Annotated in this window: 20 protein-coding genes; 9 read left to right on the top strand and 11 right to left on the bottom strand. The window is 31.8% G+C overall.

What is annotated here, in order from left to right:
* Positions 1–298: 298 nt before the first annotated feature.
* Together U0D62_RS12370 and U0D62_RS12375 are read right to left on the bottom strand one after the other, a co-directional pair.
* A complete protein-coding gene (locus U0D62_RS12370) occupies positions 299–2,596 on the bottom strand; it encodes an FdhF/YdeP family oxidoreductase (protein WP_322287613.1) in 2,298 nt (765 codons plus the stop codon).
* 175 nt (positions 2,597–2,771) lie between these two features.
* Positions 2,772–4,835, bottom strand: coding sequence for a putative porin (locus U0D62_RS12375; RefSeq protein WP_322287614.1), 2,064 nt, complete (start codon positions 4,833–4,835; stop codon positions 2,772–2,774).
* A 136-nt stretch (positions 4,836–4,971) separates the two neighbouring features.
* On the opposite strand from U0D62_RS12375, the gene U0D62_RS12380 reads away from it, so the two are divergent.
* Together U0D62_RS12380 and U0D62_RS12385 are read left to right on the top strand one after the other, a co-directional pair.
* Entirely contained in the window at positions 4,972–5,574 is a 603-nt protein-coding gene (locus U0D62_RS12380) for a ribonuclease HII (RefSeq protein WP_322287615.1), read from the top strand.
* A 119-nt stretch (positions 5,575–5,693) separates the two neighbouring features.
* Positions 5,694–8,162, top strand: coding sequence for a ribonuclease HII (locus tag U0D62_RS12385; RefSeq protein WP_322287616.1), 2,469 nt, complete (start codon positions 5,694–5,696; stop codon positions 8,160–8,162).
* 51 nt (positions 8,163–8,213) lie between these two features.
* On the opposite strand, the gene U0D62_RS12390 is transcribed toward U0D62_RS12385, so the two are convergent.
* Positions 8,214–8,696 (bottom strand): GNAT family N-acetyltransferase, encoded by a 483-nt coding sequence (locus U0D62_RS12390; protein WP_322287617.1) that lies wholly within the window; start codon positions 8,694–8,696, stop codon positions 8,214–8,216.
* A 352-nt stretch (positions 8,697–9,048) separates the two neighbouring features.
* Between U0D62_RS12390 and U0D62_RS12395 the strand changes: the two genes are divergently transcribed.
* On the top strand, positions 9,049–12,690 hold the full coding sequence (locus tag U0D62_RS12395) for a reprolysin-like metallopeptidase (protein WP_322287618.1): 3,642 nt from the start codon (positions 9,049–9,051) through the stop codon (positions 12,688–12,690).
* Positions 12,691–12,754: 64 nt separating this feature from the next.
* Here U0D62_RS12395 and lipB read toward each other — a convergent pair whose 3' ends face one another.
* The 3 genes from lipB to U0D62_RS12410 are packed head-to-tail and all read right to left on the bottom strand — an operon-like array spanning position 12,755 to position 14,448.
* Positions 12,755–13,456, bottom strand: a complete 702-nt coding sequence (gene lipB / locus U0D62_RS12400) for a lipoyl(octanoyl) transferase LipB (RefSeq protein ID WP_322287619.1) — start codon at positions 13,454–13,456, stop codon at positions 12,755–12,757.
* A 49-nt stretch (positions 13,457–13,505) separates the two neighbouring features.
* On the bottom strand, positions 13,506–14,267 hold the full coding sequence (locus U0D62_RS12405) for a hypothetical protein (RefSeq protein ID WP_322287620.1): 762 nt from the start codon (positions 14,265–14,267) through the stop codon (positions 13,506–13,508).
* A 22-nt stretch (positions 14,268–14,289) separates the two neighbouring features.
* On the bottom strand, positions 14,290–14,448 hold the full coding sequence (locus tag U0D62_RS12410; RefSeq protein WP_322287621.1) for a YqaE/Pmp3 family membrane protein: 159 nt from the start codon (positions 14,446–14,448) through the stop codon (positions 14,290–14,292).
* 104 nt (positions 14,449–14,552) lie between these two features.
* On the opposite strand from U0D62_RS12410, the gene U0D62_RS12415 reads away from it, so the two are divergent.
* The 5 genes from U0D62_RS12415 to U0D62_RS12435 all read left to right on the top strand — a co-directional run bounded on the left by U0D62_RS12415 (position 14,553) and on the right by U0D62_RS12435 (position 19,946).
* Complete coding sequence (locus U0D62_RS12415; RefSeq protein ID WP_322287622.1) at positions 14,553–15,620, top strand: helix-turn-helix transcriptional regulator; 1,068 nt, start codon at positions 14,553–14,555, stop codon at positions 15,618–15,620.
* A gap of 167 nt (positions 15,621–15,787) precedes the next feature.
* Positions 15,788–16,267: a DUF1573 domain-containing protein gene (locus tag U0D62_RS12420; protein WP_322287623.1), complete on the top strand. Its 480-nt coding sequence runs from the start codon at positions 15,788–15,790 to the stop codon at positions 16,265–16,267.
* A gap of 92 nt (positions 16,268–16,359) precedes the next feature.
* Positions 16,360–17,259: a thioredoxin family protein gene (locus U0D62_RS12425; RefSeq protein ID WP_322287624.1), complete on the top strand. Its 900-nt coding sequence runs from the start codon at positions 16,360–16,362 to the stop codon at positions 17,257–17,259.
* Between the two features lie 70 nt (positions 17,260–17,329).
* Positions 17,330–19,021 (top strand): lysine--tRNA ligase, encoded by a 1,692-nt coding sequence (lysS, locus tag U0D62_RS12430; protein WP_322287625.1) that lies wholly within the window; start codon positions 17,330–17,332, stop codon positions 19,019–19,021.
* A 316-nt stretch (positions 19,022–19,337) separates the two neighbouring features.
* Positions 19,338–19,946, top strand: coding sequence for an SPOR domain-containing protein (locus U0D62_RS12435; RefSeq protein ID WP_322287626.1), 609 nt, complete (start codon positions 19,338–19,340; stop codon positions 19,944–19,946).
* A gap of 63 nt (positions 19,947–20,009) precedes the next feature.
* Here U0D62_RS12435 and U0D62_RS12440 read toward each other — a convergent pair whose 3' ends face one another.
* The 4 genes from U0D62_RS12440 to yiaA form a co-directional block, all read right to left on the bottom strand.
* Positions 20,010–20,354 (bottom strand): DUF6515 family protein, encoded by a 345-nt coding sequence (locus U0D62_RS12440; protein WP_322287627.1) that lies wholly within the window; start codon positions 20,352–20,354, stop codon positions 20,010–20,012.
* A 71-nt stretch (positions 20,355–20,425) separates the two neighbouring features.
* Positions 20,426–20,977 (bottom strand): GDYXXLXY domain-containing protein, encoded by a 552-nt coding sequence (locus U0D62_RS12445; RefSeq protein ID WP_322287628.1) that lies wholly within the window; start codon positions 20,975–20,977, stop codon positions 20,426–20,428.
* 4 nt (positions 20,978–20,981) lie between these two features.
* A complete protein-coding gene (locus tag U0D62_RS12450) occupies positions 20,982–22,274 on the bottom strand; it encodes a DUF2157 domain-containing protein (protein ID WP_322287629.1) in 1,293 nt (430 codons plus the stop codon).
* Positions 22,275–22,385: 111 nt separating this feature from the next.
* Positions 22,386–22,862: an inner membrane protein YiaA gene (yiaA, locus tag U0D62_RS12455; RefSeq protein WP_322287630.1), complete on the bottom strand. Its 477-nt coding sequence runs from the start codon at positions 22,860–22,862 to the stop codon at positions 22,386–22,388.
* Between the two features lie 179 nt (positions 22,863–23,041).
* On the opposite strand from yiaA, the gene U0D62_RS12460 reads away from it, so the two are divergent.
* Entirely contained in the window at positions 23,042–24,523 is a 1,482-nt protein-coding gene (locus tag U0D62_RS12460; protein ID WP_322287631.1) for a hypothetical protein, read from the top strand.
* Between the two features lie 10 nt (positions 24,524–24,533).
* Here U0D62_RS12460 and U0D62_RS12465 read toward each other — a convergent pair whose 3' ends face one another.
* On the bottom strand, positions 24,534–25,838 hold the full coding sequence (locus U0D62_RS12465) for a hypothetical protein (protein ID WP_322287632.1): 1,305 nt from the start codon (positions 25,836–25,838) through the stop codon (positions 24,534–24,536).
* Positions 25,839–25,925 lie beyond the last annotated feature (87 nt).

The raw sequence follows: 25,925 nt of genomic DNA on the forward strand, positions 1-25,925 counted from the left end.
TCCGTTTTGCGGGTGCAAACATATAACCATTTATTAAACTAACAATAACTTTTTTAAAGTATTTTTTAACCTTTTTATAACTCCTTGATAAACCATAATTTACAAACACAAAAAATATCTATTTCTCCTAAACAAATAACAACCCCTAATAAAACAAATAGCTTTTTTGCGCCAGAGATAGCAGTGACATCCTTTTTATGTTTAAAAAAAAGATATAACGAATAGCTAGATAAACAGGAACTCAACCTGTTTAGGTGCCCTACATATTAATATAACTCATTAATTATTTTGCAAAAAACTATACTTTCTCTATTTGAACTATAACAGATTTACTAATCGGTGTATGACTTTTGTCTGCATAATGATTATAAGGAACCAACACATTGGTCTCTGGGAAATATGAAGCTAGATTTCCTTCTGGAATATTATATGGAATTACTAAAAAGTTATTGGCTTTTCTTTCTTTCTGATCATATAGACTGATTAAATTAATCACATCCAGTTTTTTTAAAGAATGTTTATCCATATCATTCTTATTCATCAAAACTATTCTTCTTTCATTATATATACCTCGATAACGATCATCTAAACCATAAATAGTAGTATTAAACTGATCATGAGAACGAATTGTCATTAATAAGAAATCATTTTCTTTTAATTGAAACTCTGGCAGGCCACAAATACTAAGCTGTGCTCTTTGATTTGGAAGTTTACTAAAATCCAAATCTCTGACATTATTAGGTAGATAGAAACCCGATCCCTTGGATTTATCGGTTAAATCATTGAATCCTTTAAAGACCGACGCTATCTTTTCTCTTATTAATTCATAATTTTCGCTCAGGTTTTTCCAATCTACAATATGTTCTCCTCTAAAATAGGCATCGGCTATACCCCCTATGATTTCGGGTTCGCTTTTTAGGTTTCCTGAAGCGGGTTTTAACAGGCCTTTGGATCGATGTACTTTACCCATACTATTCTCAACTGTAAAGAATCTAGGTGTTCCTTCTTTTACATCCATCTCAGAACGACCCAAAGTAGGTAGAATTAATGCTGTTTTACCTGTAATCAAATGAGTTCTATTAAGCTTTGTGCTAATATTAACTGTGAGATCACAGTTCTGCAATGCCTCTGCAGTATATTGTGTATCTGAAGCTGCTGACAAAAAATTACCTCCCAATGCTATAAAAACTTTAGCTTTTCCTTCATGCATCGCTTCAATTGCATGAACTGTATCCAAACCTTCTTTGGTAGGAGGTTCAAATCCGAACGTTTTTTTTATCGATTCATTTAATATAGGAGAAACGTGATGCATAATCCCAACAGTTCTATCTCCTTGTACATTACTATGTCCTCGAACTGGGCAGGTTCCTGCTCCCGGTTTTCCTAAACTACCTTTAAGTAATAATAGATTAACGCATTCTTTTATATTCTCTACTCCATTTTTATGTTGTGTCAATCCCATTGCCCAGCAAACAATAATCTTATCGTTACTCGCTAGTAACTCGACTGTCTTATTTATCTCTACTTCATCTACTCCAGATAACTCCAGCAATTCTTTTTCTGAATATTTTTCCAGATCGGTTAGTAGTTCTTTATAACCTTGAGTATATTCTTCTAAAAATTTATGATCAAAGACATCTCCTCTCTCCTTATCTAAGCGTGCTAGTTTTTTGATAATCAATTTTAGCAATGGCACATCTTGATTTATCCTTACCTGAAGATGCAGATCTGTTAACGCGGTTCCGGAAAAAAGTACTCCTTTTACTTCTTGAGGGTTTTTAAATCTCACTAAGCCTGCTTCTTCTAATGGATTAATACTAATTACAGTACCTCCATTTTCTTTACATTTTTGTAATGCAGAAAGCATTCTAGGGTGATTTGTACCTGGGTTTTGTCCCATAACAATAACCACTTCTGCTTTATCAAAGTCTTCAAGTTTTACCGAACCTTTTCCTATACCCAAAGTTTCACTTAATGCCACACCACTAGATTCATGACACATGTTTGAACAATCTGGCATATTGTTGGTTCCAAAGGCTCTTATAAATAATCCATATAAAAATGCTGCTTCATTACTGGATCTTCCTGAAGTATAAAAAACTCCTTCATCCGGAGTATCTAATTTTTGTAAGTTTTTTGCTATAAGCGTATAAGCATCTTCCCAGGAAATAGGTTTATAATGTACGCTATCAGGAGTCATTACCATAGGTTCTGTAAGTCTTCCGCTTTTCCCTATTTGATAATCTGACCATTGCGATAATTCTTCTACAGAATATCTAGCAAAAAACTCTTTGTCTACTCTTTTGTTTGTCGCTTCTTCTGCTAATGCTTTTACTCCATTTTCACAGTACTCACCTAATTTTGAAGGTTTATCTGGATCTGGCCAGGCACAACCCGGACAATCAAATCCTTCTTTTTGATTCATGTGTGATAACGTACTCAAAGATTTTACAACTCCCATTTCTTTAAATGCATGTTGTAATGCTACTTTAACGGCTGGAATTCCAGCTGCATAGTTTGCCGGTTCTGTAATTTTAATACCCGTAAATTCTTGAGTTCCTAGTATAGATGTATTTCTTTTTTTGGCAGTACTCATTATAATTTTATCTAAAATTCTTGAGAAGTTTTGACATTCACCAAAGATACATTTTAATGATGACAATAGGCATGTAATTAACTCTAGTAGATCTAGCGAATACTTCTTATGATAATTCTATCTAAAATATCATACTCTTCTTTACATTACTCTATAAAAGATCCTTTATTTTTTCTTAGAGGAAGAAATTCCATACTAAACCAAATCGAATTACCGCATCACGAGGAGCATATCCTGGTGCAGCAAATTCATTATTCTGCATAAAAGCTTCACCAAAGTTTTCTACTTTAAAAAAGATTCTTGTTTGTTTGATCTTTGCATTAAAGAATATATCAAATTGAGGGAAACCTCCAAAGGTTTGCTTAGTACTTTCTTGATCAAAATATGCTATTTCTTCAGGGCTCTGAACATAAAACTCTGACAAAACAGGATCATATCCATCGGCATCATACTCCGAATAGTATTTAAAAGTTACTCCGGTTTGTAAAAACAGTGCTTTTTTAAACCAATGATCCTGGTAATACAAACTATTTCTGGTAACTATTTCCGGAACTCTATATACATTTTCTCCTTCAGAGACATTCTGATACATAATGGTATTATCAAGTCCAAATTTACCAAAGGTAAGTCCTTGGGTTAACTTTACTTTTAACAAATTAACACTTCCATCAAATTGTTCTGGTAATGTTATTGAATCTGTATTTTTTGTAAAATAGGTATAGTTATCGATAGTACTATAACTAGCTTCAATATTAGCTATTTTCTTTGCTTTAAGAGTAAGTTGAATTTTCTGAGTTTCTATATTAGAAAAATTATCTGTTTCTACAGAATTGTTGTAATTCTGCCAATTATAATTAATATAGTCACTTTGATATAGTAAGAAATTATAATTAGGAGCAACTGAACTAGTACTAATTTTAATACTTGCTCCATATTTATCATTAAGATCATAACCTGCTCCAGCATTGACGTAATTACCATCAAAATCTCCTGATAAAATAGTCATCCCATCTGCAAAAAGCTGAAATCCTTTGTAGTTATTTTTGTATTCTCCTCCAACAAAATAAATATCTCCTTCGAGACGATTAGTAATATTAGTTTGACTCCCTGCTTGACCAAGTGTAATAACAGAGTTATATCCATAATTATAATTAGAACTTCCTCCTTTAACTCTTAATGACCCTAACCATTTGTTAGAAAAATCAAGATATAATTGATTAGTAAAATCTTCTAAAGCTGCTTTATCTTGTATAACTCCTGAAGAATACGCTTCTCCGAATAAATTATTAGGAGCTACTGTTGTTTGATCATATTGAAAAGATTTATCGGTCAAATCCATAATATGCCCTATAGATAATCCTGTAGTAGTACTATCTGTTTTTTGTATAAGCTCATAGCTATGATCCAGATAAAATCTTTTGCCCAGAAGAATACTTTCTGCATTTTCAAAATTAACAGTGATTGACCCTCTATCAGCAAACTCATCTTCTGTTCCTGCCGGTATATTTCTACCTAGATATTCGTTTACTCCTTGCTCAGACAACCCACCGTTTTCTTCATTTAACAAATCTTGTGAGACAAAATGTGTTTTTAAATGATATCTATTGTTTTTTGTAAAATAGCTTGCTGTCGCCCTAAAATTACCACTACTTGTTAAAGCATGTTGATATTTACCAAGCGATCTAATTCCTTTATAAGCTATTGAAAGATTGAGTCTTGGAGATGTATTTATTGTAATAAACGCATCCAGCTGCTGACCTTGTTCAAAAGTTGTTTTGAAATACAACTCAGTTAACGGAGTAGGAACGCTATAGTAATTAATATCCTCTGCTTCAAGAAAATTGAAATGTCGTGCCCTAGCTCCAAAAAGTGGTAATAAGTGATTTGGTTCTTCAACCTTAGCAAGACTTATATGTGTTTGCCCTACATTATTAACAGGAGCGATTTCAAAATCATCCCTACGCAAGTAATTGAATCGATAGTCTTTTTGGATCGTTAATGTAGTATCTACATAGGTTGTATCATTCTTGAAACTAATAATTTTATAATCAGTTACCGGTGGTTTATCCTTTTTATCTTTTACTCCTCTCAAAGAAGAACTATTATTTAAAGGATTATCACCTCTAAAAGAACCTTCTTCCTCATTTTTCTCCTTTTTTGGAACTCGTCGCCCTAATTCCTGAGCTGAAGCCATCGCACCGATCAGAAGTATGATTATAAATACTACGCTTTTTTTCATGTGTTTGCTAAACTGTGGCAAAAATATACTTTTTTAACGAAAGTGAACACCACTAATTGTTTGTTTACTATTTAGTTTTTTTATGATTTAAAAAAATAGTTTTTTTGATATTCTATACATACAGTATATTCGTATCATGCTTAAATTAAAATTACATCCCAACCTCATAGAGTGTGGTACTGATGAAGCGGGTCGAGGCTGTCTCGCAGGGCCTGTTACTGCTGCTGCCATTATTCTTCCGGATAATTTCAGTAATGAGATCTTAAATGATTCTAAACAACTTAGTGAAGCTAAGCGAAATTCTTTACGACCTCTATTAGAAGACTGCTCTATCACCTTTGGTGTTACACATATTTTTATGGATGAGATCGACAAGATCAATATTCTGAATGCTTCTATCCTTGCGATGCAAAAATCTATAGCTCAATTAACACCTCAACCACAGCATATTGCAGTTGATGGAAATAAATTTAAATCTTATAATGAAATCCCTCATACTTGCGTTATCAAAGGAGATGGTAAGTACTTAAATATTGCGGCTGCCTCTATACTTGCAAAAACATATAGAGATGAATATATGGAAAAAATCCACCAAGAGTTCCCAATGTATAATTGGAAAAAAAATAAAGGGTATCCTACAGCAGAACACAGAGAAGCCATTAGAAAATATGGCATCACTAAATATCACAGAAAAAGTTTTAGATTGCTTCCAGAGCAGCTATCCCTTGATTTTTCTTAATCTATCAATATTTTATTAGATAATTCTCATCTTTTATGACTCATTTCAAATAAGTATCTTTGATCCCTGAGGAGCACTTATATTTCTCGTTTCAAAAGAAAAAACAAATCATCTGTATAATGAAAAAAATAGTTGTAGTTCTACTATCCATCATTTTTTTAGCTTGTAATACTTCGATAAAAACATCAAATTCTTTAATAGACTACATCCCTCAAGATGCACAAATCATAATCAAAATCAATGATTTAGAGCAGACTAGAAATATATTGCGGGACAATAATTTTATAAAAAACAATAACTCAATTGCTTTGTTTAATTATTTTAAGGAATTACCCATCTTAAAAGAAATTAATAAACCCAATGGTTTATTATGCTTTTCGCCAGTCGGAAAAAATAATTTTGGGTACACCTATGTTTCAAAATTTGATCCACAGCTTATAAAGGCGGACTCTCTTAGTCAAAAGAAAATCGAAACAATCAATTATTCTGAAAAAACAATTCATAAAGTCAGCTTTAAAGAAAATACTTTTTTTGCCACGAGAAATGATAGTATACTCATTACCTCTTCTTCACAGTTATTAATAGAAAATATTATCCGTGAGCAAAAAAACAACATTCCTGCCAGTAAAGATTTAAAAAAAGCCTACGAGGTTTCTGGGTTGGAAAATGCATTTTCAATTTTATTTAATGGTAAAAAATTAGGGAGTATTCACGATTCTTTCTTTCCGGAAGTGCAATTAACGGGTTTATCAAATTTTAGTGGTTGGGCTTCAGTTGATACTACTATAGATCAAAATGCCATTTATATCGATGGGATCGCTATAGAAAAGGACTCTTTAACCAGTACGATAGGAATTTTTGATAACACACTAGCTCAAGAAAATCGTATAGCCAGAATTACACCTATTACAGCACAAGGTTTTATTTCTTATACCTATGATGACTTTAATGTCTTAAAAAGAAATCTGGCACCTGCACAAGAACGTGAATTAAGAGATATTCCTAATGAATTAGATGATATTTTATCTGGTGTTTCTGAGATCGGAACTATATTCCTTGAACAAGAAAATGTATTTATTCTAACAGCTCTGGATCCAGAAACTACCGAAGAGAGTTTACAGGGATCACCAGCCGGAACCTATAGAGATATCCCAATATATAGTTATGATAATCCAATTACTTTTTCAGGTGTTTTAAATCCTTTAATTAAAGGTTTTGATGCAAAATTTTATATCTCGTATGGCGAGTTTATTATTTTTGGAAGTACTAAAAAATCTTTGGAAACTATTATCTCTAATATTCTTAACAAGACGTTATTATATGAACAAGAATATTATAAAAAAACTACCGAGAAATTATCTGATGAAGCTTCTATATTATTAGTAGGATCAACTCAAAGTCTTAAAAAATATATTTCTAAAAACACCGAAGAAGAATATCAAAAACAGTGGAGTGACCTAAATCATAAAGGGTATCAAACGGCAGTACTGCAAATTGTTAAGGAAAATGATTTTGCACATATCCACGGTGCTTTTCAAAAGAATATTGCTAAAGGTGCTGCTACCTCTGTAACTCAAACAGCCTCTACTACTCTTGAAAACAAAATACTTAATCAGCCAATTTTAGTAAAAAACCATAGAAGTAAAGGTATGGATGTTGCGGTTCAGGATATTGAAAACAATCTATACCTGATCTCTGACAAAGGAACCATTTTTTGGAAAAAACAATTAGACGGAGCTATTTTAGGCGACATCCAACAAATTGATATTTATAAAAATGGCAGATATCAGCTTTTATTCAATACAGCAAATACCTTATACCTTTTAGATCGTGATGGAAATACTGTTAATCCATATCCAAAGAAATTTGATGAGCCCTTAACGCAACCTGTAGCTTTATTTGATTATGATAAAAATAAACGCTACCGTATTTTGACCACTCAAGGTAATAAGGTAAAAATGTATAATGCAGAAGGGGGTATTGTGACCGGTTTTGGTTTTTCTGAAACGGAAACTGACTTGTTACTTTCTCCAAAACATATCCGAATCGGAACCAAAGATCATATTTTATTATCCGAAGAAAATGGAAAACTTAATATTCTTGATCGATTAGGAAGAACTCGTGTTAATGTAAAAAGTAAAGTGGATTTCTCTAAGAATGAATGGTACTCTTATGAAGATAAATTTACTTCTACTACAAAAGATGGTAATCTGGTACAAATACTATCAGATGGAAATGTTACTACCAAAAACCTGGGACTTAATGAAAACAATCACATAGTCTCTACTAATAAAACCTTAGTTACGTTATCAGAGAATAAACTCACAATAAAAGGAAAAACACTTGAGTTGGATTTTGGGGTTTACACAGAACCTAAGTTGTTTTATATCAATAATAAGATTTACATTTCGGTTACAGATGTTCAGTCCAAAAAAGTATATTTATATGATAGCAATGCTGAGTTGTTTCCTAATTTTCCGGTCTATGGTAATTCTGTTATGAGCTTAGGTAATATGGATAAAGATCCCAATTTGGAGTTTGCCGTTCAAGGAGAAGAAAATGGAATTCTTATTTATCAGATTAATTAATCTTTCTATTTCTCTAAATAACTGAAACTAATTTCTCTGAAGAATTAAGCTTTAAAGCTCTTTGTACATAATATAAGTATCTACGAAGCCAAGTTCTTTATGTTTAAATCCTTTGGGAGTAGTCCCGATTATTCTAAACCCATATTTTTTCCATAAACGGACAGCAGGTTCATTAGTACTGACTACAATATTAAATTGGATGGCTTTATATCCTTGTTCTTTTGCAAATTGAATAGAGTGTTCACAAAGTTTTTTCCCTATTCCCTTTCCTTGAGCTTCAGGACTAACCATATAACTACAATTAGCAATATGACTCCCTAAGTCAATTTGATTTGGTTTAATAATGTACGTGCCCAAAATCTGTTTGTTTTCCTCTATTACAAAGGTTTCCATATAATCAGAAAACCAATGCTTTTCAAGTTCCTTTTTAGGAGTTTCTGGATCAAAAACATAAGTATCTCCAGACCGAATTACTTTTGAGAATATTTCCCAAATTTGATTATAGTGCGTTGTATTCGCTTTTATAATATTCAATTTCTATTTAGTATTTATTAGTAATGATCTTAACACCACATTTATTTATCAAAATGAGTCAGCATAAACTCTATGAACAAAGTAACATTTTTTAAAATAACCAATCAAGTTTTCTCAAAATCTTGAAGACACTTAAATGTATGGCTCTATTTATAAAACCGGTCATATTCTTGTTTCTCCATACTATGCAAAAGTGAATTCCTCAACACTTAATTAACATTTTATTAAGAAAAACATAAAATTATTTAACACTTTGTGTTAAAGCTAATTACACAAACACTAAAGCCCTTTATTGAGAGTTGTAATCGCATATGATATAAATTTTACAACTTATACACAAACTAACTCAATTATGAAAACAAGCATCTTTAAAAAAATGCTCTTACTCGCCTTTTTAACTACGAGTATTAGCATAAATGCACAGGTATGGACTCCCATATCACCTAACAAAACTCAGACAAAACCTAAGGAGTTTAGAAAAACCAATCCGACCAAATTTCAATTATTTGATTTAAACACTCAACAACTCAAATCTATTCTTGAAAGCACTCCTTCAAGAACACAACAGAAAAGTTCTAATATTATCATTGAACTTCCTACCGAAAAAGGAATTCTTAAAAAATTTAAGATTTTAGAAGCTTCTGTCCTTGCAGATGAATTGGCAAAAAAGTTTCCAGATATTAAATCATATGTAGGTTATGGAATAGATGATCCTACTTCTACTGCGAGATTTAGTATTTCCAATATAGGATTGCATGCTATGATATCTTCTGGTAATCACGGTACTATTTATATTGATCCATTTACCAAAGACAAGCAGAGTTACATTTCTTATTCAAAAGCAGATTTGCCAGCTGATCCTAATAGTTTTGAGTGCTTAGTAGAAGAAAGCGTTAAATCCAATATTTCTGAACAAGGTTCTACTTCTGTTAGAAATGCAAATGACGGTAAACTCAGGACATTCAGATTAGCTATTGCTTGTACCGGAGAATACTCTCAGTTTCATTTAAACAATCAAGGAATCAGTTCTGGCGCCTCTGATCAGGTAAAAAAAGCAGCAGTTCTTTCTGCAGTAAATACAACAATGACCAGGGTAAATGGGATTTTTGAAAAAGATTTAGCACTAACTATGGTACTTGTTAATAACAATACTGACATCATTTTCCTTAATGCTAATACCGACAACCTTAGTAATAATAATGCAGGTGCATTAATTAATGAAAGTCAGACTGTTTGTGATAATTTTATCGGATTTAACAATTATGACATTGGACATGCTTTTAGTACTGGTGGTGGTGGTTTAGCACAACTTAGATCTCCTTGTACGAGTTCTAAAGCCAGAGGTATCACTGGTAGCGGAAGCCCTATTGGTGATAGTTATGATGTAGATTATGTTGCTCATGAAATGGGACATCAATATGGTGGTAACCACACTCAAAATAATAGTTGTCAAAGATCAAATGCTTCGGTTGAACCAGGAAGTGCCTCAACCATAATGGGATATGCAGGAATTTGCTCTCCAAATGTTCAAAACAATAGTGATGCATACTTTCATGCTATAAGTATCCAGGAAATGTGGCAAAACATTTCTCAAGGGAGTGGTACTTGTGGTTCTCAAAGCAATACTAATAATGCTGCTCCTACTGCCGATGCAGGTCCTAATTATACAGTTCCTGCTTCTACTCCTTTTGTATTAAAAGGTAATGGTAGTGATACCAATTCTGGAGATTCTCTTACCTATTGTTGGGAGCAAATGGATGCGCAACCTGCTACAATGCCTCCATCTGCTACTTCAACAAATGGTCCTGCATTTAGGTCATTAACACCTACAGCTTCTTCTGATCGATACATGCCCGCTTTATCTACCGTTATTGGTGGTCAGACATCATCTACATGGGAAGTAGTACCTTCTGTAAGTAGAACCATGAATTTTAGATTAACGGTAAGAGATAATGCTCCTGGAGGAGGAGGTTCTGCCAGTGATAATACGCAAATCTCTGTTGCTGGTAATGCTGGCCCTTTTGTAGTAAATGTTCCTAATACTAATGTGAGCTGGCCATCTGGTTCATCTCAAACAGTTACATGGGATGTAGCTGGAACTACAGGTAACGGTATCAATGCTGCCAATGTAGACATTCTATTATCTACTAATGGAGGGAACACATATCCCGTTACTATAGCAACAGGAGTCGCTAATGACGGTTCTCATACCATTACAGTTCCAAACCAAGTGGGTTCTCAAAACAGAATAATGGTTAGAGGGTCAGGAAATATTTTTTATGATATTTCTAATACAAATTTTGAGATTACTCAAGGTAGTGGAGACACACAAGCGCCTACAGCTCCTTCAGCTCTGGCTGCTTCAAATATTACCTCTAATAGCGTAGATCTTAACTGGAATGCTTCTACCGATAATGTAGGAGTAACCGGATACGATGTTTATAGAGACAATACAGTTATAACAACGGTTACTACGACCTCATATCAAGTTACTGGATTAACAGCTAGTACTGCATATGATTTTAGCATTAAGGCTAAAGATGCTGCAGGCAACGAATCTACTGCCAGTAATACTGTTAACGTCACAACATTGTCACAAACAGATACTCAAGCTCCTACAGCTCCTACGGCTCTAGCTGCTTCAAATATCACTTCTAACAGCGTAGATCTTAACTGGAATGCCTCTACCGATAATGTAGGAGTAACTGGATATGATGTATATAGAGACAATACAGTAATAACAACGGTTGCTACGACCTCATATCAAGCTACTGGATTAACAGCTAATACTGCATATGATTTTAGTGTTAAGGCTAAAGATGCCGCAGGCAATGAATCTGCTGCCAGTAATATTGTTACTATAACCACACAAACCTCAGGTGGTAATTGTACTGGAGGAATTTCATCATATCCATATACCGAAGGGTTTGAAAATACTTTGGGAGCATGGTCACAAGGATCTGGAGATGATTTTGATTGGTCAGTAGATGCCAATGGAACACCATCAAGAAATACGGGACCATCCAGCGCATCCGAAGGAACTTATTATGTATACATGGAATCCTCTTCTCCTAATTACCCATCAAAAAGAGCAATTTTAAACTCTCCTTGTTTTGATCTAAGTACATTAACATCTGCAAACATAACTTTTAAGTACCACATGTATGGTGCTTCTACTATGGGTAGTTTAACCTTAGAAGCCAGTACAGATAATGGTACTAATTGGACTAGTATCTGGTCTAAGTCTGGAAATCAAGGTAACTCATGGCAATCAGCTACAATAGATCTAATTGCATATATTGGATCTAGTGTTCAATTACGTTTTAATGGTATTACTGGAAATACCTGGAGAGGTGATATGGCAATTGATGATATCAGTGTAAGTGATGGTGGTGGATCAACCACTTGTAAAGATATTCAATTAGCGATTACTTTTGATAATTATCCAGAAGAGACAAGCTGGCAAATTACTGACAGTAATAATCAAGTGGTTGCTTCTGGAGGAACATATCCTTCTCAACCAGATGGATCATCAATTACCCTTACTGAATGTTTAGACCCAGGAACATATACCTTAACTTTTAATGATAGTTATGGGGATGGAATTTGTTGTAACTATGGACAAGGATCCTATACATTAACCCTAGAAGGAAATACACTTGCTTCTGGAGGATCTTTTGGAACAACAGAATCAACTACTTTTACAATTGGTAGCTCGGTTAGAAGTTCTACGATCGATAATGTAGTTACAACTGAACAACCTCAGATTTCTGCATTTCCGAATCCAGTTGGTAAAGACAGAACTCTTAATGTAATTGTTTCTAAAGAAAATTCGCAATATGAAGTTGTCGATATGCTTGGAAGAACTGTATTAAAAGGAGAAGTATCAGAAAAAGCTATTAATACAAGCTCATTACCTTCAGGAATGTATATACTTAAACTAAGTATAGGAAATAAAGGTAAATATAAATCTATGCAGTTTATTCAAGAATAATCTTTTTTAGTAAAAATTATATCATATACCTAAAAGCGGCGCATTGGGAAATGCGTCGCTTTTTTTATCTTATCAATTCAGCTTCAAATAGAACCTTGAAGTGTTTTAGCATTTTCTCTTTAACCTCGTCTTCATTTACTTTTTCTACTCCCAGTTCTACATTAAGAGATGTAACGGCTTTATCATTAATTCCGCAAGGAATAATATTATCAAAATATCCTAAATCTGCATTAACGTTAAACGCGAATCCGTGCATGGTTACCCAACGACTTGCACGAACACCCATTGCACAAATTTTACGAGCAAAAGGAGTCCCTTTATCTAACCATACTCCAGTCTCTCCATCACTCCTTCCAGCATTTATACCATATTCTGCCAATGTCAAAATCACCATTTCTTCTAGAAAACGAAGGTATTTATGTATATCGGTAAAAAAATTATCCAGATCCAAAATTGGATATCCCACAATCTGACCTGGTCCATGATAAGTAATATCTCCTCCCCTGTTTATCTTATAAAAAGATGCTCCTTTTTGATTTAGTTGCTCTTCGTTTAACAGTAAGTTACTTATATCTCCACTTTTTCCCAGTGTATATACATGCGGATGTTCTACAAAAAGTAAATAATTAGGAGTTGATAATCCAGCTTCTTCTCTGCGATTTTTGATCTTAATATCTAAAATCTCTTTAAATAGCTTTTCCTGATAATCCCAGGTTTCTTTATAATCTTTAAAACCTAATTCTTGTACGTCGATCTTCTTATTCATCACTGCAAAGATACGAGATAAAAAAAGTAGCTTAGTAGCTACTTTCTTGTTATTTTTCTAATTCGACTTCTACATCCAGTATTTTAGGATTCTCCATATATTCAAGAAACCCAACTTCAAGAACAAAACTTTTTCCATCCTGGCTAAACATTGCTCTCTCTGAAGAAATCTTTTTTATTTTTCTAGGAAAATGATAATTCAATTTATACTTAGAGCTAGCTAAGAACATTTTCATTTGCTCCAAACTATCCAGGTTTTTTTTAAGTTCCTTTTCATCCAAAATCTCTGTCACCCTCTTAAACTTATTTTTTTCAAAAGAATAAAAAACCTTTGAACCTTCTACCTCTGAAGAAGATAACGAAATAGGATTAGCTCCTTGAGAAGCTTGACCTTTATCTTTATTACCTACAGCACTAGCGGTTTTAAAATCATTAAATAAATCTCCAAGCTCTGATACATTTTTAAACTCTGTATACATATCAAATTTCATTTCTTTTGATTGCGTATTCATAAGCATATGCATCTTGAAATTTTCTAATCTCTTTAATTTCTCTTGCTCAACCTCGGATAATTGAGCAATGCTATCTTTATGTTCTTCGAGAAAATCTTTAAAAACGATCAAAGAATCAATAATTTCTTCTTTGCCTTCAGACATTTTATCTCCACCAATCTGCATTAGCTCAGAACCATCAAAATTGATTGATATTTTTCCGCTTCCATCTTCTTTAAGATGTAAATCTTCAGAAAACTGACAACCAATAAAAATAATTGACAGGAATACGAATTTCAGACAGGTATAAAAATTTCTCATAAAAGATATATCATTTAAAATATTATTTATTCGGGTTGTTTAAAATTACTAACGCAGCTATGACACCAGGTACCCAGCCACAAATTGTTAGTAATAATACGATTAGTACAGAACCACACCCTTTATCCAATATTGAAAGAGGTGGAAAAAAAATAGCTAATAAAACTCTCCAAATGCTCATAAATCTTTGTAAATATATTAAATGTTATACTTATAGGTAGCTCTAATTTTCATTACGTTACAATGTTATAAAATTAATCTCTATATTTCTGGTTTCTTTCAGACATGAAACGATTATTTATTCTGTTTTTTGGTATTTTTATCATATCCTCTCATGTTGGTTTTGCACAACATGAGTTTACAGGCTATGTTGATACCCAAAACTCATCAGAAGACATATATCTATCTCTTGTTGAAGATTATAGAAAAATATCCGGCATCTATCCTGAACAAATTATTCAGAAAGTCACTTCTGACTCAACAGGTTACTTTTCCTTTAAAGGAGATCAACTACCAATAGAAAATCATATCTATAGGATACAGGTACATGAATGTTTTGAAAAAAATGAAAGTAGTATTCATTTTAATGGTTTTTGTCCGGACAGCAAAGAAGTTCTTTTTATCGCTAATCGTTCTGATACAATTTCTTTACCGTTTTCATTTGATCGAGAAATGTTTTGCAAAATAGTTTCTGGTAACGAAAAGAGTAATGCATTTATAAGAATAGATTCTATTATCGAAGAAATGCAGTTTGTTTTCGGAAATTATCGTAGTCAAACAAATAGGAAAATCAATGCCGCCAGATGGTTAACAAAACTACAACAATTTGGAGAAGAGCTTAATGAACCATTAGCAGAATTGTATATCTATTCTTTTTTATCTGATAAATCCAATGAATTATATCAGCATTATCTAAAGGATTTAAAAAAAACTGAATATTATGATCAATTATTAACAAGGTTACAAAAAAAGTATCCCAATAGCTCATATCTAAAACAATATCAGCAAGAACTGGATTCAGACAAATTTTTGATCGATCCTAAAAAAGGAATAACTGGTTCTTTATGGTTTTGGGCTATTATATCAATATTACTTCTTTCATTATTTCTTAATATTTTTCAATTTTCAAAACATCGAAAAAAGAAAAAATCATCTAATATTTCTTTAGAAAAAAAACTTACACAACAGGAACAAAAAATTCTGAATCTTATATTAGCAGATAAAACCAATAAAGAGATCGCTTCTTCTATTTTTGTAAGTATTAGTACTGTAAAGACTCACATTAACAACCTGTATAAAAAATTAAACGTAAGTTCGAGAGACGAAGTTAAATCTCTATATAACAACAGGTAACAAAAATTTCCACCTAGGTCTAGTCCTTTTTTCCAACCACTTTTTATCGGTTTTCAACTATCAAATCTTCAATTTTGAGAATACTTTTTTAGTGAATCTTGTAGATATCTCTACAGAAAATTTCGCTAACCAAATCATTATTTTAATAACCTAAAAATTCAAAAAAAATGAAAAAAGGAATTTTAATCCTTGCAGGAGTTGTTATGATTACCTCAACGTCTTGCACCAATGCCTCCGGAAAAATTAAATCTGAAAATGTAGAGATGGCTGCAAAACGAGATGAAAAAGCAAAAGATCTACCAGTAATGACATTTACCGAAACAAATCATGACTTTGGAACTATTAATGAAGGGGATGTTGTAGAACATACTTTTACTTTTACTAACACAGGTAAAGCTCCTCTTGTTATCATAAGTGCAAAAGGTAGTTGCGGTTGTACCGTTCCTAAATGGCCAAAGGATCCTATTGCTCCTGGAGCATCCGGAGAATTTTTAGTTGTTTTTAATTCTAATGGCAAACCTAACCTGCAAAACAAACAGGTTACAATAACTGCCAATACAGAAAGTGGTAGAGAAATTCTTAAGGTTAAAGCTATGGTAGCTCCTAAAGTTAAACCTACTCAAAACGGTGCTCCAATAAGCAAATAACACCTATACAAATAACAAACCATATAGAGAATCATACGTTCGATAATTTGTGATTGAACTTATGATTCTCCTCTATTCTAAACATTTTGATTATGAAAAAAAATACACTTTTTATTATATTTTTCATTACTTCGTTAACTCAACTAACTGCTCAATCTTTTAATCAGGAAATAAAACAGGAAGGTAAGTCGTCTCCTCACCTTTTAGGTAAAATCAATAAACAGGCTTTATCTTCTGAACCTTATAATCAATGGTTTTTAACCAATCAAACCGAATACACTCCAAAAAAAAGTACAGTTGATTCTATACAAAATCAATTATCTCAATACACTGTTACCATATTTATGGGCACCTGGTGTGGAGATAGCAAAAGAGAAGTACCTCGTTTTTATAAAATATTAGAAGAAGCTGACTTTTCTTTAAATCGGATAACTACAATTGCTGTAAACAATCAAAGAACTCAATACAAACAAAGTCCAGGAGGAGAACACGAAGGTTTAAATATACATAGAGTACCCACTTTTATTTTTTATAAAGATGGTAAAGAAGTTAATAGAATTGTAGAGTCTCCAAAAAAAACTCTTGAAGAAGATATTTTAGACATTATATCAGGCAACTATTCTCCAAAATATCAATCTGTAGTTCTAATAGATGAACTTCTTAAAGAAAAAGGGATTGATTATATCTACAAAAAAAATAAAAAGATAATCTCTCAATTAAAAAATAAAACCAAAAGTCTTTACGAGCTAAATACATATGCCAACGTTTTATTTTTTTCGGATAAAAAAGAAGAAGCCTTGGCTGTACTAAAATTAAATACTGAATTATTTTCTAATGAACCAAATACTTTCATAAGTCTAGCTAATAAACACCTACAGATGAACAACATAAAAGAAGCTATTGAATCTTATGAAAGATCCTTGAAAATTTCCAAAAATGAAGAAATCGAAATCAAAATTCAAGAATTAAATAATTCTTTAAACATTGAATAAAAGTTTTCAAAAGACTTTTTCCTTAAATTCTCTAAATACTCTACTTTTGTGCCTTTAAAATGGCAGAATTATGCAATTATCAGAACAAGAATTAGTAAGAAGAGAAAAATTAAACGCTTTACGTAATCTGGGGATCAACCCATATCCGGCTGCTTTATTTCCGGTAGATCATACTTCTAAGAAGATAAAACAGGAGTTTGGTGAAGGGAAAAAAGTTATTATCGCTGGTAGATTAATGTCAAGACGTATTCAAGGTTCTGCTTCTTTTGCTGAATTGCAGGATGCAGATGGTCGCATACAAGTCTATTTTAACAGGGATGAAATTTGTACTGGAGAAGATAAATCTAAGTATAATAATGTATATAAAAAATTACTGGATATCGGTGATTTTATTGGAGTTGAAGGTGAGCTTTTTACTACTAAGGTAGGAGAGAAAACAGTTATGGTTAAAGACTTTACTTTATTGAGTAAATCCTTAAAACCTCTTCCTCTACCTAAAACAGATAAAGATGGTAATACTTTTGATGAATTTAATGATCCAGAATTACGCTATCGTCAACGTTATGCTGATCTAGTGGTAAATCCACACGTAAAAGAAGTTTTTGTAAAAAGAACAAAGCTTTTTAATGCAATGCGTGAGTTTTTTAATGATCGTGGATATTTTGAGGTAGAAACACCAATATTACAACCGATTCCTGGAGGAGCGGCAGCACGTCCATTCACCACGCATCATAACTCTTTGGATATTCCATTATATATGAGAATTGCAAACGAGTTATATTTAAAAAGACTTATTGTTGGTGGATTTGATGGAGTATATGAGTTTTCTAAAAACTTCAGAAACGAAGGAATGGATCGCACCCATAATCCCGAATTTACCGCGATGGAAATCTATGTGTCGTATAAAGATTATAATTGGATGATGGATTTTTGCGAGCAATTGCTGGAATATTGTGCTATTGCCGTAAACGGAACAACAAAAGCTACTTTTGACAATCACGAAATCGATTTTAAAGCTCCTTATGCCAGAGTTACTATGGCAGATTCTATCAAACATTTTACTGGTTTTGATATTACCGGTAAAACTGAAGATGAGATAAGAGAAGCTGCCAAATCTATGGGTGTTGAAGTTGATGAAACCATGGGTAAAGGAAAATTGATTGATGAGATCTTTGGTGAAAAGTGTGAAGGTAATTATATCCAACCAACATTTATTACCGATTATCCTAAAGAAATGAGTCCTTTATGTAAAGAACATAGAGAGAACCCTGAACTTACTGAGCGTTTTGAACTAATGGTTTGTGGTAAAGAAATTGCCAATGCATACTCAGAACTCAACGATCCTATCGATCAAAGAGAACGTTTTGAAGATCAATTAAAACTTAGTGAAAAAGGAGATGATGAAGCTATGTTTATTGATGATGACTTTGTAAGAGCCTTAGAATATGGGATGCCTCCTACATCTGGTATGGGAATCGGTATGGATCGATTAATTATGTATTTAACAAATAATCAATCCATACAAGAAGTATTATTCTTCCCTCAAATGAGGCCTGAGAAAAAACAAATTGAGCTTAATGATAATGAAAAGGCAATTTTTGATATTCTAAAAAAGGAAAAAAGCATCGCTCTTGCAGATCTTAAAACCGCAGTTGGGTTAAGTAACAAAGCCTGGGATAAAGGAATGAAAGGGCTTTCTAAACTTGGTTTAACTAAAGTTACTAAGACTGAAGATAGTCTTATTGTAGAAGTAGCAGAATAGCTTTCTTATAAAATTATTTTATACAAAAAAACGCAACCAAATTGGTTGCGTTTTTTAATCCCCTTTTATAAAATAAAATTAACTATACGAAACTGTATTTTCTACAGTCTTAGTCTAATTCTTTTGAGCAAAGGTATTTTTCAAGTGAGTTTTTTATGTTATCCCTGAATTAATTAAACTTTAAAAAACATATCAAGAAATACTATAAGTTTCTGATCTTTTGACCTTCTATATATCATCTTTATAATCTAAAGATTCTTTAATTTTTGCATCAGCTAATAATCACTTATATTTGAGAACTTTAAAACTTGTAACCATGCCTTATATTAGTGATGAAGAGCTTTTAGATTTTCAGGTTCAAATTGATGAAGCTAAAGAAGAGAAGCGCATAACCAACTATGCTCATACCAAAGAGATCAGAGACGAGCAGGAAAAAACCAGAAAATTTAAGATCTCGACAATTATTCTAGGTTTTATTGCCTTGTTAGGAGTAGCAGGAACTGTCTATTTTATGAATTTCAATACTCCTGAAAATATGATTGCTAAAAAAGAGTATGACTCCCATGTTAACTCTCTAAACGATAAGATCAAAACGCTTGAGGAATCTGTTCAAGGACTTTCTATGACCAACGAAATAGAAGGTGAAAGAAATAATGGAGAAGTTAATGAATCATTAGAGGGTGAATTAACATATTCTGTGCAAATAGGAGCTTTTGAAAAAAGAGATCTTTCTTTATATTCTGATAACTATGTAAATTTTAAAGAAATAAAAGCAGGAGAGTATAATAAATATGCTCTTGGTAATTTTGCTTCTTTGAATGAGGCCAAAATGTTTAGAAAAGAATTAGTAAGACTTGGTTTTAAAGATGCTTTTATCGCCTCTTATCAAAATGGAGAGCGACTTCGTATCGAAGAAGCCTGGTAAAATATATTAAAAAGAGGAGGCTTATAATAAGCCTCCTCTTTTAACCAACCAACTCAATCAAAACTAAACATTAACTACAATGTATTTTCTTCCGGATTTTTTATAATACACTCCTTTATATTTATAATATTTTACTCCTCTGACTTTTACTACTCGGTACCCTCTAGGTAAAGTTGTTACTCTCACACCTGCTGGTGCAGCTACAGTAACATATTTTCTATTTTTCTTTATATACCAAGTGCCACCACTTCTATAATATTTTACATTTTTATATACAATTACTTTTGGCTTATGTACTTTGGTTACTACTACTCTATGTGTAGGTTGCACTCTAACAGTAGTTGCACAAGAAGTTGTTATTGTTGCAATTGTAACTATCAATAAAACAATTTTTAATATCCTTTTCATAATCATTAGTTTTTCTGTTATCCATAAGTAAGACCCTGATATTAAAAAAAGGTTTAATCTGGATTCAAAAACTATTGATTTACATATTCTGATATAGAAACACAATTTATGATTACATCTTCGAGAACAGCTGTATCATTTTTGATATAGACTAATCCATATACATTTTCTAAATAATTGTTCCGGTTAGCTTCTGCATATGCTTTTTCTGCTTTAGGTGCTTTTGTTTCTTCCAAATAAAATCGATTAAATGGTAATTTAAATTTTACCTTATTATTATAATTTCCAGTTACCTCAGCAATTACATAATCTAGTTTATTATTTAATGGTTCTTTACTAATACTATGTATCATAGCAAAACCTTGATCATCATTTTGGATATACACATAAATCTCATCCCCTTTTACATAGGTGGTATCAGATATAATGTATGAATCCATATCATATCTTAGTGTAATATACTTTCCTCTAAAAGGATCTGTAGGATCTATTGGTATCGTTTTAAAACGATATGCTTTTCCTGAGGTTATCGTATCGTTATTATTCCATATGATTTGTGCTGGCACAAAGATTTGTACCAATGCCACAAGTATAAATAGCAGTAACAAGTATTTCGTTTTCATTTATTTATCTTTTACTGTTTTTCAGTTGTTTTAATTTTTGTTGTCTCTTTAGCATAATATAATTAGTCAGGAAAAATCCTATCCCTACTGTAATAAACAGAATCCCTTTTATGACAAAACTCATTCCAGTATCAAAGAATCTACAAACAATAAGTATTGAAATAATAAGCATTCCATAATTGAGTATTCCAAAATTGAATTTATCTGTTCCAATCTTGATCGCAGATATTCCTAAAGCAAAAACCAAGATATTGGTTAATATTAGGGGTATCGTTATATTAATAGGAACAAAAAATATGATCCAAAAAATCAAAAATGTCACTTGAAATAAATTGATGGAATGAATACCTCTCTTTTTTATCGTATAGATCAAACCTGATAATGCCATTATCAACAATACAGAAGCGGTATAAAACCCTTCGGAATTTGTAACAATATCTCTTGAAAATTCTTCCCATACCCAACGAAAAGTAAAAATCATTAAGGAAATTACTGCCCCCAAGGAACCAATAATCAAAAACCCTTTCTTGAGAGTTCTTAACTCTTTGAACACTTCTTGTTTACCGATGATATATAACAAAGCAAATAGTGTTATATACGCCAAACCAAAATACTCACCGCCTCTGATAAAAGCACTTAAAGCGCAAGAAATACTCAAAGGAAGAACCCAGTTAAAAACAGCAATTATATTGTTTGATATATTCTTTTTTAGAAGCCATAAATAGTGAGGGATTATAGCTAATAGAAAAACAATGTACAGCCAAGGGGTTTCAGTACTCCTATAATTCCAAACTCCAACTTCTAGTGCATAAGCGGTGCTAAAGATCAATAAAAGTATTGCCAAAGCATGTGATCTAATTAAATAGATCAATGGTAAACAAAGTATAATCCAGATTTGTAGAAAATCACCTAGATCTCCCATAATATTATAAACCTGGCTTACTAAGGAAATACTTACCCCTACTGAAAAAAATAAAAAAGTTCCTGAAGTTTCTCTCCAAGCCCGACTCTTTTGTTTAAGAATAGAATAACCAGCTAAAACTTGTCCTAATAGTAATGGTACAAACGCAAGAACCGTTTTAGTAAATCTCGTGAAACCCTCCCAATTATAGGCAAGCATTAAGATAATACCAGATCCTATAAGTAACGAACCAAAGACTCCAAAAATAGTAAACAATTTATTGGGTTTATCAATCTCCTTTTTAGAATAGTATTGTTCTATTTTTTCTGAAAGCTCGGGAGAAATGATTTTATCTTTTACAAGAGTTTGTAATTCTTTATTAAATTTTGAACTCATAACATATTGATTATATAATTATAATATGATTAAAAAGATAGTCGCAGCCACACGACTATCTTTTTTCATCATCAAAACAAGAAGATGGCCGAGACCACCTCCTTCTTTTGATTACTTCTCTTGATTTTCAATAAACTTCTTATCTCGAGTATTCTTTTGAACTGCAATTGCCGAAAATAAACTCAATGTAAAAGACATTCCGTAAAATCCTTTTTCACTCAATTCCATATCTGCATTCCACAATCCTATAATTAATAATAGTATTGAGGTTATCGTTGTGAACCAGCTAATTCCATAATAAATTTCTGTCACAGGAACCCCTTCAAGTTTATCTCTAACACTTTTCTGAACCGAAACGGCAGAAAACAAACCAAATAGTAATACTGTAAAATAATATCCTTTTTCATTGAGCACCATATCTGCATTCCATAAACCAACACAATATGATATCATACCTATAAAAAGAGCAGACCAGGATGCCGATATAAAAGCAGCAGTAGGTTTTTGATCATAAACTTTTACTTCTTTTTTCTCTTGATTTTCGACTATAGTTTCTTCCACTACGTCATTACTAAATTTATATTCCATAATAATTTGATTTTGATGATTAAATTTTGAACAACTATTACAATTGAACAAGGCAAAAATGCAGCACTTCTTGTTATTACGAAATTCTATTTATACTAAAAACTTATGATATATTTACATTATAAAATTAAATTATTACTATATTTATTGATATTAAACACATAAAAACTTACGATATATTGAGCACATTAATTTCTTTAATACATACTTTGTCTACTGAAGAAAAACAAGTTTTTACCACGTTCTTAAAACGAAAGAACAAAAGACATGACACCAAGAACATCCAACTATTTAACTTACTTGATGCTTCTCCAGAAATCAAGAATCCAGATATTCATATTTATGGAAAAAAAGCTAAAGGTGCTTATCACGCCTTAAGCAAAAGATTACACGATAGTATTATTGATTTTATAGCTTCTAAAAGTTTTGAAGGAGAAACATCAGAAGAGATGGAAATCCTAAAATTATTATTAGCCAGTAGAATTTTATTCGAACAAAAACAATACAGCATTGCTTTTAAAATAATTAACAAAGCAGAACAAAAAGCTAAAATTTATGACCTGTTTAGTATTCTTAACGAAATTTATTATACCCAAATTCAATATGCGCATTTAAGTAAACAAGATATATTGCCAGTTTTAATACAGGATTTTAGAGCCAACAGACAAGCTTTATTACAAGAAGAAAACCTGAATCTATTTTATGCATCTATTCAAAACAAACTAGAACAAAGAAAAACAAACTTTCTACCTGTTATAAAGGACACTCTTTTAAGTTTTGATATCTCAAACACTCAGGATATCACCTTTAGATCCTTATTCAAGTTATTAGAGATCATCAATAAAACAGCTCATATTTCAAGAGATTATCATTCTATTTTACCATTTATAGAAGAAACGGTTACGCATATTGAATCTAAAAACAAATCATCAGAGAAACACCTGTTCTATCACATTCATATTTTATATTATATATCCAACTCCTATTTTAGAAATAGGGATTTTAAAACTTCTCAGGACTATCTGGATCAAATGGAGTATTGGGTTTCAAAACAAAACAATAAATATCTCAAAAGGTTTTCACCTCAATTAACATTGCTGAAAGCACTAAATCTCAATTATACAGGTCACGTCAAACAGGCTATATTGCTTGTAGAAGAATTTCCTTATAAAAAACATAAAGATCAGATTACTTACGTTCTGGATCTAGAATTATGCTTAGTGGTATTCTATTTTCAACAATCTCGTTATCGAGAAGCTTTACAAATCTTTAAAAGTTTTTTTCACAGTGATATTTGGTATATCGAAAAAGCAGGGATAACCTGGGTAATCAAAAAGAATCTAATTGAAATCTTATTACATCTAGAACTAGAAAATATTGACTTAGTTGAGTCCAGGCTTCGTAGTTTTAAAAAGAAACATTTATCATATCTAAAAGATCATGAAGAAACCAGAATAATAACTTTTTTAAAACTCATTACTGATTATTATCACAATCCAGAAACAACTCTAACAGAGAACTTTAGGAGTACACTAAAAAATGCTACAATTATTAATAGTACAATACAAGAAGATATATTCGAAATTAGTTTCTACGCCTGGTTGTTATCAAAAACGCACAAGACCGATTTATACGAAACCACTTTAAAACTTATCCAATAACAAGGAATATTTATGTAAGATCGGTTAGCGATTCTTTGTTTTTATCTAGTATTATTTTATTATATAGAAGAACTAACAGTACAGGTAACATCCAATGTTGATACATCATAAAACGATCAATGCTATGTTCTACTAAACATACTAATACTACATTACTAAACACCAATAGCATTAACACTAATGAAAATAATGCTAATTTTTCACCTCTTTTTATCCAAATAATCAAAGAACCTATCAAAACCATTAAATACACAAGCATCATATAAAATCCTCCTAATGCATGCTTTACATTTTTATAAAAAAGATCTATACATTTAGCAAGATTATCCCAAAATAACGGGAACCACATAGATATCAAAAACTTATCATTCATAATTAAAGCATCCACACTATTAGGATCAGATGGCATCAAAAATTGCCTTCCTTCTTTAGACAAAACAACATATGAAATGTTTACATAATTATAGTGAAAGTACTGATATACATTGTCTCCAAAAGCTGGCACATAATAGTCATCTGTAATCTTTTTATCTACTGCAGTTTTATATACATATTTAAAATATTCCTGAGTTTCTAAATCATCATACACCTTATAATCTTCTGGATCTGCCACAAACAAAGGCATAGTCATCATTTGAACTCCTGTATGTGCAGTACTTACAAATCTATCAGATACAGCATAATGAAATGTTTTATCAACCAGAGAAGCAATAATAGGAATAGCAATCAGAACAAGTAAAGGCCTCCCATATAATCTAAATCCTTTCTTAACTTTCCAAAAATAACCCAACACTAACATCAACACAGGAATAATAAAGAAGAATTGTGTTCGCACTAATAACCCAACAAATAGCGCTAATAACATATACCAAAATGAACGTCTTTTCTTTTCAAAAATACCTTCTATAAAAAATGCTATAATTAATAGAAAAAAAGGGTAAGACAATCCTTGAGATACAATTCTATTAGCAACTAAGAACTGAGGGATAAATAATGGAGCCAGCAAGATAATATCTAATAGTATCAAAAGGTTTTTTTTGACACCAAAAACTCGATGTAAAACTTTGATTAAATATACGCAACTAATGACGCAAAATATCAATTGAGCACCAACTACAAAAGAGAAATAACTTTCTTCCCCTAATAGTTTTTTAAACACAAATAAAAATATTGGATATCCAGGTGGAGCAATAATAGTTAGATGCGCATAATTACCAGTATCAGGTTCTGTAATTACTCCTAAAAAAACCACATATAAAATAATAACTAAGTATACTGTTATTCTATGTATGTTATTAGACAAAATATGTCGCATCAACCGTCGATTTGCGTTAGTAAAAGTGTTAAAAGTAATTGAAATATTTAAAAAGTAGTATTTTTACTAATATATTAATATGATGAT

Source organism: Aquimarina callyspongiae (genome assembly GCF_034322225.1).
Classification (GTDB): Bacteria; Bacteroidota; Bacteroidia; order Flavobacteriales; family Flavobacteriaceae; genus Aquimarina.